General features: G+C 76.5%; 13 protein-coding genes. 7 read left to right on the forward strand and 6 right to left on the reverse strand.

Annotation, left to right across the window (positions count from 1 at the left end):
* Nucleotides 1-308: 308 nt before the first annotated feature.
* On the forward strand, nucleotides 309-530 hold the full coding sequence (locus ACI8AD_RS17705) for a hypothetical protein (RefSeq protein ID WP_456871836.1): 222 nt from the start codon (nucleotides 309-311) through the stop codon (nucleotides 528-530).
* 67 nt (nucleotides 531-597) lie between these two features.
* On the opposite strand, the gene ACI8AD_RS17710 is transcribed toward ACI8AD_RS17705, so the two are convergent.
* Entirely contained in the window at nucleotides 598-2,424 is a 1,827-nt protein-coding gene (locus ACI8AD_RS17710; protein WP_456871837.1) for a GmrSD restriction endonuclease domain-containing protein, read from the reverse strand.
* Between the two features lie 185 nt (nucleotides 2,425-2,609).
* Between ACI8AD_RS17710 and ACI8AD_RS17715 the strand changes: the two genes are divergently transcribed.
* Nucleotides 2,610-4,220 carry a Na+/H+ antiporter gene (locus tag ACI8AD_RS17715; RefSeq protein WP_456871838.1) on the forward strand — a complete coding sequence of 537 codons (1,611 nt, stop codon included), beginning with the start codon at nucleotides 2,610-2,612 and terminating at the stop codon, nucleotides 4,218-4,220.
* Nucleotides 4,221-4,330: 110 nt separating this feature from the next.
* A complete protein-coding gene (locus tag ACI8AD_RS17720; RefSeq protein WP_456871839.1) occupies nucleotides 4,331-4,777 on the forward strand; it encodes a hypothetical protein in 447 nt (148 codons plus the stop codon).
* A 9-nt stretch (nucleotides 4,778-4,786) separates the two neighbouring features.
* On the opposite strand, the gene ACI8AD_RS17725 is transcribed toward ACI8AD_RS17720, so the two are convergent.
* Nucleotides 4,787-5,569, reverse strand: a complete 783-nt coding sequence (locus ACI8AD_RS17725; RefSeq protein WP_456871840.1) for an ABC transporter ATP-binding protein — start codon at nucleotides 5,567-5,569, stop codon at nucleotides 4,787-4,789.
* Entirely contained in the window at nucleotides 5,461-6,810 is a 1,350-nt protein-coding gene (locus ACI8AD_RS17730) for an ABC transporter transmembrane domain-containing protein (RefSeq protein ID WP_456871841.1), read from the reverse strand. Before ACI8AD_RS17730 ends, ACI8AD_RS17725 begins: the two co-directional genes overlap by 109 nt.
* Nucleotides 6,811-6,960: 150 nt before the next feature.
* Between ACI8AD_RS17730 and lon the strand changes: the two genes are divergently transcribed.
* Nucleotides 6,961-9,318, forward strand: coding sequence for an endopeptidase La (gene lon / locus ACI8AD_RS17735; protein WP_456871842.1), 2,358 nt, complete (start codon nucleotides 6,961-6,963; stop codon nucleotides 9,316-9,318).
* A gap of 58 nt (nucleotides 9,319-9,376) precedes the next feature.
* On the opposite strand, the gene ACI8AD_RS17740 is transcribed toward lon, so the two are convergent.
* From ACI8AD_RS17740 to ACI8AD_RS17750, 3 genes are all read right to left on the reverse strand, one after another.
* Complete coding sequence (locus ACI8AD_RS17740) at nucleotides 9,377-9,631, reverse strand: hypothetical protein (protein WP_456871843.1); 255 nt, start codon at nucleotides 9,629-9,631, stop codon at nucleotides 9,377-9,379.
* 253 nt (nucleotides 9,632-9,884) lie between these two features.
* Nucleotides 9,885-10,493, reverse strand: coding sequence for a TPM domain-containing protein (locus tag ACI8AD_RS17745; RefSeq protein WP_456871844.1), 609 nt, complete (start codon nucleotides 10,491-10,493; stop codon nucleotides 9,885-9,887).
* 159 nt (nucleotides 10,494-10,652) lie between these two features.
* Nucleotides 10,653-11,348: a 4'-phosphopantetheinyl transferase family protein gene (locus ACI8AD_RS17750; protein ID WP_456871845.1), complete on the reverse strand. Its 696-nt coding sequence runs from the start codon at nucleotides 11,346-11,348 to the stop codon at nucleotides 10,653-10,655.
* 342 nt (nucleotides 11,349-11,690) lie between these two features.
* Here ACI8AD_RS17750 and ACI8AD_RS17755 point away from each other — a divergent pair, with 342 nt between their 5' ends.
* Genes ACI8AD_RS17755 through ACI8AD_RS17765 form a run of 3 tightly spaced genes read left to right on the forward strand, consistent with a single transcriptional unit; the run spans nucleotide 11,691 to nucleotide 17,807 of the window.
* Nucleotides 11,691-15,788, forward strand: a complete 4,098-nt coding sequence (locus tag ACI8AD_RS17755) for a Pls/PosA family non-ribosomal peptide synthetase (protein ID WP_456871846.1) — start codon at nucleotides 11,691-11,693, stop codon at nucleotides 15,786-15,788.
* Nucleotides 15,785-17,101 (forward strand): heparan-alpha-glucosaminide N-acetyltransferase domain-containing protein, encoded by a 1,317-nt coding sequence (locus ACI8AD_RS17760; RefSeq protein ID WP_456871847.1) that lies wholly within the window; start codon nucleotides 15,785-15,787, stop codon nucleotides 17,099-17,101. The genes ACI8AD_RS17755 and ACI8AD_RS17760 overlap by 4 nt, the downstream gene beginning before the upstream one ends.
* Nucleotides 17,088-17,807 (forward strand): BPL-N domain-containing protein, encoded by a 720-nt coding sequence (locus ACI8AD_RS17765; protein ID WP_456871848.1) that lies wholly within the window; start codon nucleotides 17,088-17,090, stop codon nucleotides 17,805-17,807. The genes ACI8AD_RS17760 and ACI8AD_RS17765 overlap by 14 nt, the downstream gene beginning before the upstream one ends.
* Nucleotide 17,808 lies beyond the last annotated feature (1 nt).

Consider the following 17,808-nt stretch of genomic DNA (forward strand, 5'->3'; position numbering starts at 1 on the left):
AGCTGCGATGGTGCATCGGGGTCCTGCCAGTGCGCAGGGCCTTCCCGACGCGACGACCCTAGCCGTCCGGAGCCCCGCGTGGGGGACCGGGGCGCTGGTCAGGGTGCCGCGGGCCCGGGCGGTGCCGGGCGCCCGGTCGATGACCGCCGCGGCGCGCGCTCACACCCGGGTGCGCCGGGCGTCACCCGAAGGGGGTCGGTGCGGCGGTCTTGCGCCGATCGTGCGGTTGCGCGCAGCCGCCGCTGCGGCAGCCCGCGCAGGGTCGCAGGTGCCGGGACCGACCCCGGCCCGACCCGAGGAGCACCGCCGTGGACACCGCCCCGGACACCACCGGCCTCCCCCTGGTGCTGGTCGACCTGGCCGACCTCGAGCCCGCCGACCTCCACGCCCTGCTCGACGACGAGCTCGACGAGCGCGCGGGCGACGCCACGGAGTTCGCCGAGCTGCTGGCCGACGTCCTGCGCGCCACCGGCACCGCCGCGGCCCTCGCGCACCGCCTCGGCGCGCACGCCGCCCTGCTGGCCGACTGAGGCCGGCCCCCCGATCCGCCGGTCCTGGCCCCCGCACCACGGGGGCGCGGGGTCCAGGCCCCGGCGATCACTCGCAGCCGACGCCGTCGTCGTCGCGGTCGAACTTCGGGTCCCAGCCCGGGTCGCCGGGCGTGATGGGAGCGGCACCGGCGGCGCGCACGGCGTCGCAGTTCGCGTACGACGTGGCCACCGGCGGGGGCGCGGGCGCCGGCTCGGGGACCGGTGCCGGTGCCGGTGGCGGCGCGGGGGCGGGCGCCGGAGCCGGGGCCGGCGCGGGCACGGGCACGGGCGCCGGACGCGGGCTCGTCGTCGGCGCGGGCGCCGGCCGGCTGGGAGCCGCGGTGGTCGGCGCCGCCGTCTGCCGCGCCGGGACCGCCACGCCGCCGGGCAGCGGCTCGGCCGGGCAGCCGGCCAGCACCGTGGCGATCGCGTTGCGCTCGGCCGCGGTCGCCCACAGCCCGTAGCTCACCTTCACCGCGACCTGCCGGGCCACGTAGGCGCAGCGGTAGGACCGGTCGGGCGGGAGCCAGGTGGCGGCGTCGCCGTCGCCCTTGGCCTGGTTGAGCGGCCCGTCGACGGCGAGCAGGTTGAGCGGGTCGTTGGCGAACTGCGTGCGGCGCGCCGCGTCCCACTGCTGCGCGCCCTTCTGCCAGGCGTCCGACAGCGCGACGACGTGGTCGATCTGCACCGCCTCGCTGGTGCCCTGACCACGCCGGAAGTCGATCGTCCGGCCGGAGTAGGGGTCTGCGAGCGTGCCGGCGAGGACGACGCAGTCGCGCGTGCCGGCCTTGAACGTCTCGCCGGTGAGGTCGCGGGCCAGGACGTCGTTGCGCGTGTCGCAGCCGTTGCGGTCGGTGTCGACCCAGCCGGCGCCGAACAGGTCGCGGTCGTAGCCGGTGCGCGGTGCCCGACCCTGCACGGGGACGGCGGCCAGTGCGGCGAGGGCGGTGGACGGCGCGGCGCCGTCGACGGCGGCCTCGGTGGCGCCGTCGGAGAGCAGGCCGGTGGCCGGGTCGAGCGCGGGGACGGCGGTCTCGTCGGTCTCCGCCTGTGTGGCCGCGGCGTCGCCGGCGGCGGCCGCCGCCTCGGCCGCGGCGCTCACCTCGGCGGCCGAGGTGGTCGGGGCGGCCGGCGCGGAGCCGGTCGCGGGCCCCGCGGCGGCGGTGGGTGCGGCCGCGGGCACGGTGGCCCCGCCGATCCCGGTGGTCACCAGCCCGGCGGCCAGCACCGCCCCGCCGACCCGGCGCGAGGCGATGCCGGCCCACCGCGCGCGGCCGGCCACCACGGCACCCAGGCCGACCAGCAGCAGCGCGAGCCCCAGCGCGAGCACGCCGCCGGCCGGCCCGGAGCCGGCGGTGCCGGCCACCGCGACCAGCAGGACGACGGCCGCGACGACGCCGAGGACGACGAGCCGGCGCCGCGGTCCGCCCGCCGGGACGGGCGCGGGCGGGAGGGGGACGGGCGGGAGCGGAGCGGGCGGCAGCAGAGCGGGCGGCGGTGGCACGGGCGGCGGCGCAACGGGCGGTCGGCCCGCGGCCGCGCGGTGCGCCCCCTCCGCGAAGGCGACCAGCACCGCGAAGGGATCGGCGCCGGCGAAGGGGAACTGCACGTCGGCCCGGGTCTCGACCGCACCGGGCACCCCGCGCGCGAACTCCCGGTCGGCCCGGCCACCGGAGCTCAGCTTGCCGCCGTCGACGTACAGCGTGGTGCGGTGGCCGGTCGGCGCGGTGGCCACCAGCCGCAGGTACGTGGCGCTGCTGCCCTCCTGCGGCGCGACCACCTCGTAGCCGAGCGCCGCGGCCTTGGAGACCACCGCCCGCATCGGTGTGCCGGGGGAGCGCTGCGCGTGGTGGCGCAGCACCCGCGCGACGGCCGGATCCGACAACGACGACACCTGGCACCTCCCCGGGGGTGCGCCGGTGCACCCCGGTGCATGCTCCGCGCCGCGGACCGGGCGGTACAGGAACGCCAGGGGGCGCCGTGGCGGGCGCGGCCCGTGGGGGAGGTGCGACGGCGGAGGCGGCCGGGAGGCCGATACTGGGCCGCGGTCCGACCCCCTCCCGGACCGGTGGAGGCTCGATGGCGACGGACCGGACGCTCCTGGCGGCCGCGGCGGACAGCGCGGTGACGCTCGGGGGGCTGTTCGAGGTGCTCGGTCTGGTCCTCGTGGTGGCGGCCGTGACCGCGCTCAGCCGCAAGGTGCCGGTGGCCGGCCCGATCCTGCTCGTGCTGGTCGGCTTCGCGCTGTCCTACGTGCCCGGCGTGCCCGACTACCGCATCGACCCGAACGTGGTCCTGCTGCTCCTGCTGCCGCCGCTGCTCTACGCCGCGGCCTGGCGCACGTCCAACCGCTCGCTGCGGGCCAACCTGCGGACCATCGGGCTGCTGTCGGTCGGGCTGGTGCTGTTCACGACGCTGGTCGTGGGGCTGGTGGCCTGGGCGGTGGTCCCGGGCCTGCCGCTCGCGGCCGGCTTCGCCCTCGGGGCGGTGGTGGCACCTCCCGACGCCGTGGCGGCGACGGCGGTGGCCCGCCGCGCCGGCCTGCCCCGGGGGCTGGTGAGCGTCCTCGAGGGGGAGAGCCTGGTCAACGACGCGACGGCGCTGACCACGCTGCGGGTGGCCATCGCGGCGCTGGCCGGGTCGGTCACGATCGCGGACTTCCTCGGGGAGTTCGTCCTCGCCGCGGTCGGCGGGGTGGCGATCGGGCTGGGCACCGCGTGGGTCGCCGCGCAGCTGCACCGGCGCAACGACGAGCCGATGATCGACGTCGTCCTCAGCCTCCTGACGCCGTTCACGTCCTACCTGCTCGCCGAGGCCGTCGGCGCGTCCGGCGTGGTCGCGGTGGTGACCACCGGGCTCTGGCTGAGCACCCGGTGGTACCGGTACTTCACGGCGGCCTCGCGGACCCTCGCCGACCCGCTGTGGGAGATCATCGACTTCCTGCTCACCGGGATCGTGTTCGCGCTCATCGGGCTCGAGCTGCCGTCGATCCTCGAGGAGGTCCGCGGGCTGCCGGCCGCCACCGTGGTGGGTGCCGCGGTGGCGGTGACCCTCGCGGTGGTGCTGAGCCGCCCGGCGTGGGTCTTCCCGGCCACCTACCTGGGGCGGCTGGTCCCGCGGGTGCGCCGGCGCGACCCGGTGACGCCGTGGCAGTACCCGGCGGTGCTGTCGTGGGCCGGGATGCGCGGGGTGGTCTCCCTGGCCGCCGCGCTGGCCTTCCTGCCCGGCGTCCCGCAGGGGAACCTGCTGGTCTTCCTGACCTTCGTGGTGGTCGTCGCCACCCTGGTCGGGCAGGGCCTGACGCTGCCCTGGGTGATCCGCCGGGCCGCGCTGCCCGGGCCCAGCGCCACCGAGGACGCGCTGCAGGAGGCCGCCGTCCAGCACGAGGCGGCCAACGCCGCGATCAAGCGCCTCGACGAGCTCGTCGCCGGCGACGGCGCGGTGCCGCCGGACGTCGTCGACCGGCTCCGGGACAAGGCCGAGATCCGCGGGCTGTTCGCCTGGGAACGGCTGGGCAGCCAGGACCGCGAGCCGCCGTCGACGGTCTACCGGCGGCTGCGCCGGGAGATGCTGGCCGTGGAGCGGGCGGTGTTCCTCCGGGCCCGCGACGAGGGCCGCATCGAGGAGGAGGTCGTCACGGCGATCCTGCGGGAGCTCGACACCGAGGAGATGCTGCTCAGCCGCAACTGACCGGCCGCCGTCCCGGGACACCGCGGCCGGCGACCTCGACGGGGCCCGGCCCGCGTGCCAGGGTCGGGCGTGGCGGCCCCACCGGGCGCGTGGACCACCTGGAGGACGACGTGACCGATCCCGCGGCGACCCCGTACACCACGGCGCAGGACGGCCTGGCGGTGGCCAGCGCCCTGCTGCCCGCCACCGAGGAGCGGGTGACGGCGGTGCACGTCGGCCGCCAGCACCTCACGGTGAGCGCCCCGCCGCACCGCGACGGCGGCAGCGCCGGCCCGAGCCCGCTGGGCCTGCTCGCGGCCGCGCTGGCCTCCGACACCGCCATCACGCTGCGGGCGCACCTGGACAGCACGTACTCCTACGGCGGTGACCTCGAGGTGGTCGTGGCGGTCCGCCCGGGGTGGGTCCTCGACGTCCGGGTGACCTACACCGAGGACCTCGACGCCGAGCAGCTCGACGGCGCCCGCGAGGTCGCCGGCCAGGCACCCCTCACCCGTGTGCTCGGCACCGGCGTCGAGCTCCGGACGACGTTCGCGCACAGCTCCGCGCTGACCCGCTGAGCGCGGCGGTCACCGGCTCCCCGCCGGCGCCGCGCGCCCGTCCACCGCCCCGTCCACCGCCCCGACCTCTGCGCCGGTCGTGGACCACCCGTCGCGGGTCGAGGGGGTGTGCGGCACGACGTCGCCGTCGGCGAGGACGACGCCGTCGTCGCACCGCGCCTGGATCGCCCCGCCGCCGAACTGCTCGGCGTAGAGCCGGGCGTAGAGGCCGCCGAGGGCGAGCAGCTCGGCGTGCGTGCCCTGCTCGACCACCCGTCCCCGGTCGAACACGACGATGGTGTCGGCGGCCAGCACGGTCGACAGCCGGTGGGCGATCGCGATGGTGGTCCGCCCCCGCATGGCCTGCTCCAGGGCCTGCTGCACCAGCCGCTCGCTGGCGGTGTCGAGGGCGGAGGTGGCCTCGTCGAGGATCAGCACGCGGGGGTCGGCCAGCAGCACGCGCGCGATGGCCAGCCGCTGCTTCTCCCCGCCGGAGAGCCGGTAGCCGCGCTCGCCGACGGTGGTGTCGTAGCCCTCGGCCAGCCGCTCGATCCGCTCGTCGATGTTGGCCGCGCGGGCCGCCGCCCGGACCTCCTCGTCGGTGGCGTCCGGGCGGCCGTAGCGCAGGTTGTCCCGCACCGAGGCGTGGAAGAGGTAGGACTCCTGGGTCACCACGCCGATCGCGCGGGCGAGGGTGGCCCGGGTCAGGTCGCGGACGTCGTGGCCGTCGAGGGTGACCCGGCCGGCGTCGACGTCGTAGAGGCGGGGCACCAGGTAGGACGCCGTCGTCTTGCCCGCGCCGCTGGGCCCCACGAAGGCGACGAGCGACCCGGCGGGGACGTCGAGGGTGACCCCGTCGAGGACCCACGGCTGGGTGCCGTCGCTGCCGGCGCGGTCCCCGGTGGCGTAGCGGAAGCGCACGTCCTCGAAGGCGACGTGCCCGGCGACGTCCTCCGCCCGCAGGTCCACGGCGCCGGGCCGGTCGACGATCGCCGGCCGCAGGTCGAGGTACTCGAAGACGCGCTCGAACAGCGCCAGCGAGGTCTGGACGTCGACGCCGACCCGCAGCAGCGCCACCACGGGGAACAGCAGCCGGGTCTGCAGCGTCGTGAACGCCACGATCGTCCCGGGGTCAGCGTGGCGGCCCCGCCGGCGAGGAAGACCCCGCCGATCGACAGCCCGGCCACCAGGTAGACCAGCGCCGGGGTCAGCCCGAAGAAGGCCTGGACGGTGGCGAAGAACGACTGGCCGGTCATGGTCTGCTGCACCTGCAGGTCGGCCTGCCGCGCGTTCTCCGCGGCGTACCGGCGCACCTCGGCGTCCTGGCGGTCGAAGACCTTGGCCAGCAGCACGCCGCTGACCGACAGCGTCTCCTGGGTGATGGCGGTCATGTCGGCCACCGACCGCTGGGTGGCCCCGGCGACCCGGCGGCGGACCCGGCCGACCCGCACCTGCAGCGCGACGAACACCGGCAGCAGCACCACCGCGACCAGCGTCAGCCGCCAGGACAGCACCAGCATGGCGACCAGCGCGCTGACCACGGTCACCACGTTGCCGAGGATCGAGCTCGCGGTGTCGGTGACCACCGACTGCACCCCGGCGACGTCGTTGCCCAGCCGGCTCTGGATCTCGCCGGTGCGGGTGCCGGTGAAGAACGCCAGCTCCATGCGCTGCAGGTGGGCGAACAGCCGGTCGCGCAGGTCGCGCATGACGGCGTTGCCCAGCCGGGTGGTCAGCCACGTCGTCGCCACCCCGAGGACGGCGCCCAGCAGGATCACGCCGATGCTCGCCCCCACCAGCACGAGGAGCAGGCCCAGCCGCGGCGGCCCGACCGAGCCGTCCGCGGTGCGGGGGAACAGCGCGCGGTCGAAGACCGCCTGGGTGAGGAACGGCAGCACGATGCCCAGCAGCGAGGACACCAGGATCGCCACCGCGACGACGGCGACCCGCCGCCGGTAGGGGCGGAACAGCGCCAGGACGCGGCGCCCGGTGCGGTCCGGCGCCGTGGTGCGTGCCGCCGTCGGCCGGGGGAGCCCCGGCGGGCCGGCGGTCATGGACCGAGCGTGTCCGACGGGCGGCCGGGCGTCCAGTGCCGCGGCGCAGGTCCGGCGGTGCGCTGTGGGCGAACGCCCGGAACGCCGCCCGCTCCGGTCGCGTTGGCCGCGGCATCGGTGATTACACCGTTGCAAGAGGAGGAGCAGACGATGAGCGGAACCGAGAGACTGCCGCTGCTGCCGTTGGACGACACCGTCGTCCTCCCCGGGATGGCGGTGCCCGTCGAGCTGGACGGGGCCGAGGCGCGCGTCGCCGTCGAGGCGGCCGGCACCCAGGAGGGGACCAGCCGCGTGCTGCTGGTGCCGCGGCTGCACGGCCGCTACGCCGGCGTCGGCACCGTCGCCGTCGTCGAGCAGGTCGGCCGGCTGCCCGGCGGGCAGCCGGGCGCGCTGGTGCGCGGCACGGCCCGCGCCCGCATCGGCGCCGGCGCCACCGGGCCCGGCGGCGCGCTGTGGGTCGAGGTCACCGTGCTCGCCGACGAGGCCGCCGACGAGGGCGTCCGGGAGCTGGCCCGCGAGTACAAGGGGCTGGTCGTGTCCGTGCTGCAGGCCCGCGGGGCGTGGCAGCTGATCGACGGCGTGCAGCGGCTGACCGACCCGTCCGCGGTGGCCGACACCGCCGGGTACGCGTCCCACCTGACCGCCGAGCAGAAGCTGACCCTGCTGGAGACCCCGGACGTGGCCGCCCGGCTGGAGCTGGCGATCGGCTGGGCCCGCGAGCACCTCGCCGAGCTCGAGGTCGCCGAGACCATCCGCAAGGACGTGCAGGAGGGCATGGACCGCCAGCAGCGGGAGTTCCTGCTCCGCCAGCAGCTGGCCGCCGTCCGCAAGGAGCTGCGCGAGCTGCAGGGCGGCGGGGACGACGGCGACGAGCCGGCCGACCTGCGCTCGCGGGTGGAGGCCGCCGACCTGCCCGAGCACGTGCGCACGGCGGCGCTGCGGGAGGTCGACAAGCTCGAGCGCACCTCCGACGCCTCCCCCGAGGCCGGCTGGATCCGGACCTGGCTGGACACCGTGCTCGACCTGCCCTGGGCCACCCGCACCGAGGACGCCTACGACGTCGCCGGCGCCCGGGCGGTGCTCGACGCCGACCACGCCGGCCTGGAGGAGGTCAAGGAGCGCATCACCGAGTACCTCGCCGTCCGCAGGCGGCGCGAGGAGCGCGGCCTGGGCGTCGTCGGCGGCCGGCGCAGCGGCGCGGTGCTGGCGCTGGTGGGCCCGCCCGGCGTGGGCAAGACCTCGCTGGGGGAGTCGGTGGCCCGCGCGATGGGACGGCGGTTCGTCCGCGTCGCCCTCGGCGGCGTCCGGGACGAGGCAGAGATCCGCGGCCACCGCCGGACCTACGTCGGCGCGCTGCCCGGCCGGGTCGTGCGGGCGATCACCGAGGCCGGCTCGATGAACCCGGTCGTGCTGCTCGACGAGGTCGACAAGCTCGGCAGCGACTACCGGGGAGACCCCGCGGCCGCCCTGCTCGAGGTGCTCGACCCCGCGCAGAACCACACCTTCCGCGACCACTACCTCGAGGTCGAGCTCGACCTGTCCGACGTCGTCTTCCTCGCCACGGCCAACGTGCTCGAGGCGATCCCGGCGCCGGTGCTCGACCGCATGGAGGTCGTCCGCCTCGACGGCTACACCGAGGACGAGAAGGTCACCATCGCCCGCGACCACCTGCTGCCGCGGCAGCTCGAGCGCGCCGGCCTCACCGCCGACGAGGTCGCCGTCGACGACGACGTCCTGCGCACGCTGGCCGCCGAGTACACCCGCGAGGCCGGCGTCCGGGAGCTCGAGCGCCAGCTCGCCCGGCTGCTGCGCAAGGTGACCGCCCGGCTGTCGGGGTCCGACGGCGCACCGGTGCACGTCGACGCCGGCACGCTGCGCGGGCTGGTCGGCCGCCCGCGGTTCACGCCGGAGTCCGCCGAGCGGACGGCGCTGCCCGGGGTGGCGACCGGCCTGGCGGTCACCGGCGCCGGCGGGGACGTGCTCTTCGTCGAGGCGTCGCTGGCCGACCCCGAGACCGGGGCGACGGGGCTGCGCCTGACCGGGCAGCTCGGCGACGTGATGAAGGAGTCGGCGCAGATCGCGCTGTCGTTCCTCCGCTCGCACGGCGCGGAGCTGGAGCTGCCGGTGTCGGACCTGCGGGAGCGCGAGGTGCACGTGCACGTGCCGGCGGGCGCGGTGCCCAAGGACGGGCCCAGCGCCGGGATCACGATGGTCACCGCGCTCGCGTCGGTGCTGTCCGGGCGGCCGGTGCGCAGTGACGTGGCGATGACCGGCGAGGTCTCCCTCACCGGCCGGGTGCTGCCGATCGGCGGGGTCAAGCAGAAGCTGCTGGCCGCGCACCGGGTCGGCCTCACCGAGGTGCTGCTGCCCGCACGCAACGAGCCCGACCTCGACGACGTCCCGGCCGCGGTCCGCGACCTGCTGACCGTCCACCTGGTCGGCGACGTGCGGGAGGTGCTCGCCCTGGCGCTGGAGCCGGCCACCACGACGCCGGCGCTGGCCGCCTGAGACACCGGGACCCGGCCGCGGCACCGCGGCCGGGTCCCGGCCCGTCAGCGGCCTCCCCTCAGCGGGCGTCCCGCAGCGGCGCGAGGCAGCAGCCGTCGCACGCGTGGGCGGTCGGGGCACCGCCGAGCGCCTGGAGGGCGACGACGTCGTCCGGGTCGGGGTGCCCGACGCCGTGGGGACAGATGCGGTCGGAGAACCCGTAGGCCTCCCGCCACACCAGGGGCCACGTCCGCATGTGGTGGGCGCTGGGGGAGTGCCGGGAGCAGCTGCGCCCCTCGCACCGCTCGGGGTCGTGCGGGCCGGCCGGGCTCATGCCGGGTGCGGCTCCGGCCGGCGCGGCGCGAGCCACCCGGTCCGTGCGGACGTCGTCCCGGACCGGCCGGCCGGCGGCGGGAGGTGCTGCCGGAGGGACCGGTGGGCGAGCCGACGGCGGCTCGGTGACGGCCGGGGGGATGGACACGCCGGACAGCGTCGGGGCACGGCCTGGGGGTTGCCCGGGATCCGGCCTGTGAGTCCCCTGGGAGGAGTGGCGCGGGACACCGGGGGCCGCCGGTGTCCCGGCGCGGTCACCGGGACGGGCCGGTCGAGGACCGCCGACGGGAGAGCAGGTGCGCGGCGAGCAGGACGACGGCGACGCCGCCGACCACCGCGAGGGTCCGGGTCGCCGACCACTGCGGGCCCGCCTCCTCCTCCTCCTCCTCCTCCTCCGCGGGGGCGGCGAGGGACCCGAGTCCGTCGGACAGGGCGACGACGGCGCCGGACCAGTCGCGGGTCTCCAGCCGCGGCTCCACCTCGTCGGCGACGACCGCCTCGACGTCGACCTGGGACAGCGGGAAGTCGTCGTCGACCCACCAGCCGTACTCGTAGGTCTCCTGGCCGACGGCCACGGCGAGCAGGAGGTCGGACTCCCCGAGGCCGGACAGCTGCGCGGTGTCCTCCGCCCAGGTGCCGGGGTCGGCGGAGTCGAACGAGGACACGAAGACGGCGTGCACCCCGAGGTCGGCCTCGGCGGCCAGGTCGGCCACCGCGGTCCGGGCCGCCTCCGCCCCGGGACCCAGGGCGGCGACCTCGTCGGTGACCCGGTCGGTCACCTCCAGCGGGGGCTCCGCCGCCGCCGGTCCGGCGACGAGCGACAGCAGCGCCGCCACCCCGACGACGACCACGGGCCTGCGCACACGACCTCCAGGGGGGACCGGGCACCCGACGCCCGGGCAGCGGACTCTACGTGGGCCCCGCCCCGGGTCCGCTCCCGCGAGGCCGCCGGGAGGGCGGCGTCGACCGTCCGGGGGACACCGGCCGGCACGAACGGCTGGACCGTCCCCGCCCGGGACGGCTCAGGAGCGCAGCGGGTGCGCCCGGTCGACCGCCCCCGCCGCGGGGAGGGTGCCCAGCCGCGGGGTCCCCGTCCCCGCCACCCCGACCGCCACCCCCAGCGCGTCGTCGAACCAGTCGACGACGTGCAGGGCACCGAACCGGCCAACCGCCGGCCCGTCGCCCGGGTCGTGTCCGGGGGAGGGGGCGACCTCGGTCCGCGACAGGTCGTCGAGGGTCGCCGCACCCACCTTCACCAGACACTCCTTGCGCACCCAGGCGCGCAGGAACGCCGTCGCCGGGTCGGCGGCCGAGCGCACCCGGTGCCCCTCGGCCGGGGTCAGCGAGTGGGTGGGCACCGCGCGGCCGGCGCCGCGGACCGGAGGGCCCTCGACGTCGACGCCGACCGGGTGCCGGTCCGCGGCGGCGGCGACGGCGCCGCGGGTGTGCGCGAGGCTGACGTGCAGGTCGGGCAGGCCGGCCAGCGACGGCCGGCCGTGGTCGCCCGACCCGCACCCCGGGCACCGCTGCACCAGCTCGAGCGTCGCGAGGGCGCGGCCGGTCACGGCGGCGGCGCAGTACCGGACCAGCAGGTGCGCCGCGGTGTAGGACTCCCGGTCGGCGGGGTGGTGCAGCGCGTCCCGGCGCCGTCGCTCGGCTGACGTCAGGACGCCGTCGTCGAGGACGTCGAGGACCGCGCGGGCGCGGGCCGCCACCACGAGGGGCCCCTCGGATCCCCGCTGCATCCCGGTGCCCCCGCTGTGCCGACGTCGTGGTCGGGGGCGAGGGTAGGGCACGGAAACGGCGTGATCGAGCGACTCCGCAACGTTACGGATTGCACCACTCAATGCCCGGCCACGTTACGTCCCGGAGCCCATCGGTGCTGCTCAGTGACGAGGCCGGGCGTGTCGTGACCCATTTCCCTCTCTTCCTTGGGGAATCCGCCGGGCGACATGTTCAGTGGTCGGTCGAATGTCATGTCGGGGGCTGCAGAGAGTGAGTAGATGACAACGCAGAACGAATGGTCGCACGACTTCCGGGACTCCCCCCACCGGGCGGACGTGCACCTCACGGGGAACTTCGCGGTCCCGGCCCCCCTCGACGAGCCGGCCGGCGCCACCGCCTCCGGCTACCGGCTGCACGACAACTTCGTCGCCGAGCTGGGCCAGACGAGCGGCGTCACCCGCCTGAGCCGGTACTTCGAGCGGACCTGCGACGTCCGCCCCTCGGCGACGGCGCTGGAGTGCGAGGGGGAGCGCCTCTCCTACGCCGACCTCGACCAGCGGGCCAACCGCCTGGCCAACCTGCTCAAGAGCCGGGGCGTGGGGTGCGGCGTGCGGGTGGGCATCCTGCTGCACCGCTCCGTCGACACCTACGTCGCGCTGCTGGCCGTCACCAAGACCGAGGCGACGTTCGTCCCCATCGACCCCGAGGCGCCGGCCGACCGGCTGCAGTACATCGCCGAGGACTGCGCGCTGGGCCTGGTCGTGACGCACTCGTCGTTCGCCGCGTCGTGCGCCGCCCTGCCCTGCGAGAGCCTGCTGCTCGACGAGGTGGGCCACGAGCTCGCCGTCCAGTCGAGCGCGCGTCCGGGCACCGAGTCCGACGGCGACCCGGTCTGCTACGTCATCTACACGTCCGGCTCGAGCGGCCGCCCCAAGGGCGTGGAGATCAGCCAGTCGAGCATCTGCAACTTCATCGGCATCGTGCCGTCCCTGTACGGGGTCGAGCCCTCCGACCGCGTCTACCAGGGCATGACGATCGCCTTCGACTTCTCCATCGAGGAGATCTGGCCCACCTGGGCGGTGGGCGCGACGCTCGTCGCCGGGCCCACCGACGGCCGCCGCGTGGGGTCGGGCCTGGCCGACTTCCTCGAGGACCACGAGATCACGATGATCTACTGCGTCCCCACCGTGCTGGCCACCCTCGACCGGCTGCTGCCGGCGATCCGCACGGTGAACGTGGGCGGGGAGGCCTGCCCGCGCGAGCTGGTCGACCGGTGGGGGCCGGGGCGCCGGATCCTGAACACCTACGGGCCCACCGAGACGACCGTCACCTGCACCATGGCCGAGCTGCGGCCGGGCAAGCCGGTGACGATCGGGCGCCCGCTGCCCACCTACCGGGTCACCCTGCTCGACGAGGACCGGCGGCCGGTGCCCGCCGGGGAGGTCGGCGAGATCTGCGTCGGCGGTCCGGGCGTGGCCCGCGGCTACGTCAACCGGCCCGACCTCACCGCCGACCGCTTCATCCCCGACCCCCGCGGCATCCCCGGGGAGCGCATCTACCGCACCGGCGACCTCGGCCGCTTCCTCCCCGACGGCGAGATCGAGTACCTCGGGCGGGCCGACAGCGAGGTCAAAGTCCGCGGACACCGGGTCGACCTGCAGGAGATCGAGAGCGTCCTCCTGGAGCACCCCGCGGTGACCGCCGCCGTCGTCACCCTGCTGTCCTCCGCCGACACCGGGGGCGACCTGGCCGGCTACGTCGTCCTGCGCGGGAGCGACACGGCCCGCGCCGACGAGGTCGTCGCCCAGCTGCACGAGCAGGCGGTGCAGCAGCTGCCGCCGTACATGGTGCCGTCCTACCTCGACGTGGTCACCTCGATCCCGATGCTGCCCAGCGGCAAGGCCGACCGCGGCCGGCTCCCGGCGCCGACGCGGCCGCGGCTGATCCGCAGCGGCCCGCAGCACGAGCCCCCGGCCACCCCCGCGGAGGCGTGGATCGCCGGGCTCTGGGAGGAGATGCTCTCCCTGCCCGCCGGCGCGGTCTCCGCCGACGCCGACTTCTTCGAGGCGCTGGGCGGTCACTCCCTGGTGGCCGCGAACGTCGTCTCCGCCATGCGGGAGAGCGACCTGGGCGCCGGGCTGTCCATCCTGGACTTCTACCGGCACCCGACCGTCCGCGGCCTGGCCGCCTTCCTGGAGGACGGCGCGGGCCACCGGCCGGACGACGCCGCGACGCTCGAGCCGCGCGAGCCCCGCCCGGCACCACCGTCCCGCGGCCGCGTCCTGGCCTTCGGGTCGGCGCAGGTGTCGGTCCTCTACGCGATCGTGCTGCTCTTCCTCCTCCCCGTCGCCGTCGCGTACGGCCTCAGCGACGGCCAGCCCTCCCTCGCCCTTGTCCTCCAGCTGGCCGTGGCGCTGCCGTCGGCGTACCTGCTCCTGCGCTGGGTCCTCCCGGTCGTCGGCGCCCGGCTGCTCGGCCGCGGCCTGCGCGCCGGTGACCACCCGCTGTGGGGTAGCACGCACCTGCGGGTGTGGGCGGTGCAGAAGCTGATGGCCCTCTCCCCGCTGACCGTGCTCAGCGGGTCCCCGTGGGCGGCGACCTACCTGCGCCTGGCCGGCGCCCGGGTCGACGACGAGTGCCACCTCGGCTCGGCGGCCGTCTCCCTGCCGTCGTTCCTGCGCGTCGGCCCCGGGGCGACGATCGGCTACGGCACCCAGCTGCACGGCCACCGCGTCGCCGAGGGCGTGCTCACCCTCGCCCCCGTCACCATCGGCACCGGCGCCGTCGTCGGCTCCGAGAGCGTGCTCGAGTGCGGCTCCGAGGTCGGGGAGAACGCCATCCTCGGCGACCAGTCCCTGCTGCCCTCCGGCCACGTCGTCCCGGCGGGGGAGAGCTGGGCGGGGTCCCCGGCGCGGCCGGCGCCCGAGGCGATCGACCCGGTCGTCGAGCTCATGGCCAGCTGCGCCGACGCCCCCCGCACCTGGTCCCGGGGCCTGCTGGCCGGCTTCGCCGGCGGCGTCGCCCTGCTGGAGCTGGTGCCGTTCCTGGTCCTGCTGCCGGTGGTCACCGTCGTGTGGTGGGCGCTGCTCACCTTCGGCACCGGGGCGGCGTTCCTCGCCAGCGCGCTGTCCGGGCCGCTGTTCGTCCTCGTCTCCTGCGGGCTGCTGCTGGGCGCCCGCCGCCTGGTGCTGGCCGAGACGCCGGAGGGCGTGCACCACCTGCGCTCCCAGCTGGGCGTCGAGAAGTGGCTCGGGGACAAGCTGCTCGAGCAGAGCCTGCTGTTCACCAACACGATGTACTCGACCCTCTACACGCCGCTGTGGCTGCGGGCGCTCGGCACCCGCGTGGGCCCCGGCGCCGAGGTGTCCACCATCGCCAACATCGACCCGGACCTGCTCACCCTCGGCGAGGGCAGCTTCGTGGCCGACATGGCCAGCGTCGGGAGCGCGGTCTACGCCAACGGGCACGTGGCCTTCCGCCGCACCGAGATCGGCTCCCGGGCCTTCGTGGGCAACGCCGCCCTCGTCCCCGCGGGCTCGCGGCTCGGCGAGGGCTCGCTGGTCGGCGTCCGCAGCGTCCCGCCCACGGGCGGGACCGAGCCCGGCACGTCCTGGCTCGGCTCGCCGCCGTTCTACCTGCCCCGCCGGGAGGTCTTCGAGGAGTTCACCGAGGCCCAGACCTACGCGCCCTCGCGGCGGCAGGTCCGCGCCCGGTACGCCATCGAGTTCCTGCGCATCGTGCTGCCGAGCTCCCTGCTCGCCGTCGCGACGTTCGCCACCCTCTACGGCCTGTCCTCGCTGGCGCTGTCGTGGAGCACGGCGGCCACCGTCCTGCTCGCCCCGCTGGTGGCCCTGACCTCCAGCGTCCTGGTGGTGGTCGCGGTGGCCGCGCTCAAGTGGGTCGTCGTGGGCCGCTACCGGCCGCGGGTGCGGCCGCTGTGGAGCGGGTTCGTCCGCCGGACGGAGTTCGTCACCGGCGTCTACGAGGCCGCGGCGGTGCCGGCGCTGCTCACCTTCCTCACCGGCACGCCGCTGCTCGGCCCGGCGCTGCGCCTCTTCGGCTGCCGGGTGGGCCGGCGGACGCTGGTCGACACCACCTACGTCACGGAGTTCGACCTGGTCACCATCGGCGACGACGTCTCGGTGGGCGCCAACGCGTCGCTGCAGACCCACCTGTTCGAGGACCGCGTCATGAAGATGGACCACGTGGTCCTGCGCGACCGCGCCACCATCGGCGACAAGGCCGTCGTCCTGTACGACTCCGTCGTCGAGGAGGACGCCACGCTGGCCGCGATGTCCCTGGCGATGAAGGGCGAGGTGCTGCCGCGGGAGACCACCTGGTGCGGCATCCCCGCCCAGAAGGTCGACCGCGCCCCGGTCGCCGCTCCGTCCCGGCGCGGACGCCGGCTGCCGGCGGGGGCGAGCCGGCGATGACGACGAGTGCCGAGGAGCAGCGGGACCGGGTGACGGCACCCGCCCCGGCGTCCGCCCTGGCGCACGCGTGCGACCCCGCGCCGCCGCCGGGGGACGCCTCGGGCACCCCCGTGACGACGTCGCGGGGCCGGCGGGCCGGGACGCGGCTGATCGGGATCGACGCGGCGCGCGGGGTCGCCCTGCTGGGCATGATCGCCGTCCACGTGATGGACCCGGTCGCCGCCGACGGGGAGAACCCCTCCCTGGCGTGGTCGCTGGCGGCGGGCAAGTCGGCGGCGCTGTTCGCCCTGCTCGCCGGCGTGGGCGTCGCCTTCGCCAGCGGCCGCCGCGAGCGCCCGCACGGCCGGCTCTGGGCGGCCGACGCGAGCTCCCTCGTCGTCCGGGCGCTGGTCATCGGCGTCGTGGGCCTCGTCCTCGGGGCCGTCGTCCCCCGCGAGCTGGCCGCGGTGATCCTGCCGTACTACGCGCTGCTGTTCCTGCTGGCGATCCCGCTGCTGTCGCTGTCGGTCCGCGCCCTCGTCCTGGTCGCCGGCGCCATCGCCCTCGGGATGCCGGTGCTCAGCCACCTGCTGCGGTCGGGCAGCGAGCTGGTGACCGCCCCCAACACGACCTTCGGCCAGCTCGCCTCGGACCCGCTGGGCGTGCTCACCGAGCTGGCGCTCACCGGGACCTACCCCGCGCTGCCGTGGCTGGCCTACCTGTGCGTCGGGCTCGCCGTGGGGCGGGTGGCGCTGTCCTCCCGCCGGACCGTCGTCACCATCACGCTCACCGGGATCGCCCTCGCGGTGACCGCCCGGATGGCCTCGTGGGTCCTCCTGGACGTCCTGGGCGGGCGCGCCGACCTCGAGGAGGTGGCGCTGCGGTCGCTGACCGGGGAGCAGTACTCCGACCTGCTCGTGTGGGGTCCCGCGGGCACCACGCCGGCGGACACCGCGTGGTGGCTGGCGACGGTCGTGCCGCACTCGAGCACGCCGCTGGACCTGGTGTTCACCATCGGGGTGGGCCTGGCGGTCCTCGGGGTCTGCCTGCTCGTCGGGCGGATGACGACCGGCCTGCTGCGGCCGCTCGCGGTGGCCGGGAGCATGACGCTGACGCTGTACTCCCTGCACCTGCTGATGCTCAGCTCGCCGTTCATGCCCGACGACGACCTGGCCTCCCTGCTGCTGCAGGTGCTGGTCCTGGTGGCCTTCGCCTTCGCGTGGAGCAGCGCCCACGTCCGCGGCCCGCTCGAGGACCTCGTGGCGCAGGCGACCGGCGCGGTCCGGCGGCGGGTGCAGGCGGGGCGCGGGGAGAGGGCCGGTGCCGGCGCCTGACGGGGACCGGCCTCCGGGTCGCGACCTGGCGCTGGTCTACCGCGGCCGGGCCTCGACCCCGGGGTGCCCGGAGGCGGTGGCGGCCGCGCTGCGGCGCAGCCGGTGGGACCTGGAGGTCCGCTTCGTCGGGCCGCGGGAGGAGCTCGCGCTGGAGCCCGCCGTCCTCGCCGGGGCGCGCCTCTACGCCCAGCCCGGCGGCGGCGGCCTGCGGGCGGCCTACCGCAGGCTCCGGCGCTCGGCGGGGACGGTCCGGGAGTTCGTCCGGTCCGGCGGGGGCTACCTCGGCTTCTGCCTGGGCGGCTACCTCGCCGGCGAGACCCCGGGCTTCGGCCTGCTGCCCGGTGACGCCGGCCGGTTCATCTCCTCACCCGGGGCGCGACCGGACCACGACGGCGACGACCTGGTCGACGTCGACTGGGCCGGGCGCCGTCGGCGGGTGTACTTCCAGGACGGTCCGTGGTTCGACCTCGACCCGGCCCGGGGCCCGGCGGAGGTGCTCGCCACCTACGGCAACGGGTTGCCCGCCGCGGTCGTCGCCCCCTTCGGGCACGGTGCGGTCGGCGTCGTCGGGCCGCACCCGGAGGCCACGCCCGACTGGTACACCGACAGCGGGCTGCCCGTGCCGGCCGACGTCCGCGCGGACCTCACCCAGGACCTCGTCGACCGGGTCCTGCAGGCCGCCCGGCCCCGGGGCCGGGCGGCCTGAG

The organism is Geodermatophilus sp. SYSU D00766 (assembly GCF_054049915.1).

What these genes read in the sequence shown, in the direction of transcription:
- ACI8AD_RS17715 (WP_456871838.1), top strand. Translation starts at nt 2,610, where the DNA reads ATGGCGACGGACCGGACGCTCCTGGCGGCCGCGGCGGACAGCGCGGTG.
- ACI8AD_RS17740 (WP_456871843.1), bottom strand. Translation starts at nt 9,631, where the DNA reads ATGAGCCCGGCCGGCCCGCACGACCCCGAGCGGTGCGAGGGGCGCAGC.
- ACI8AD_RS17760 (WP_456871847.1), top strand. Translation starts at nt 15,785, where the DNA reads ATGACGACGAGTGCCGAGGAGCAGCGGGACCGGGTGACGGCACCCGCC.
- ACI8AD_RS17730 (WP_456871841.1), bottom strand. Translation starts at nt 6,810, where the DNA reads ATGACCGCCGGCCCGCCGGGGCTCCCCCGGCCGACGGCGGCACGCACC.
- lon (WP_456871842.1), top strand. Translation starts at nt 6,961, where the DNA reads ATGAGCGGAACCGAGAGACTGCCGCTGCTGCCGTTGGACGACACCGTC.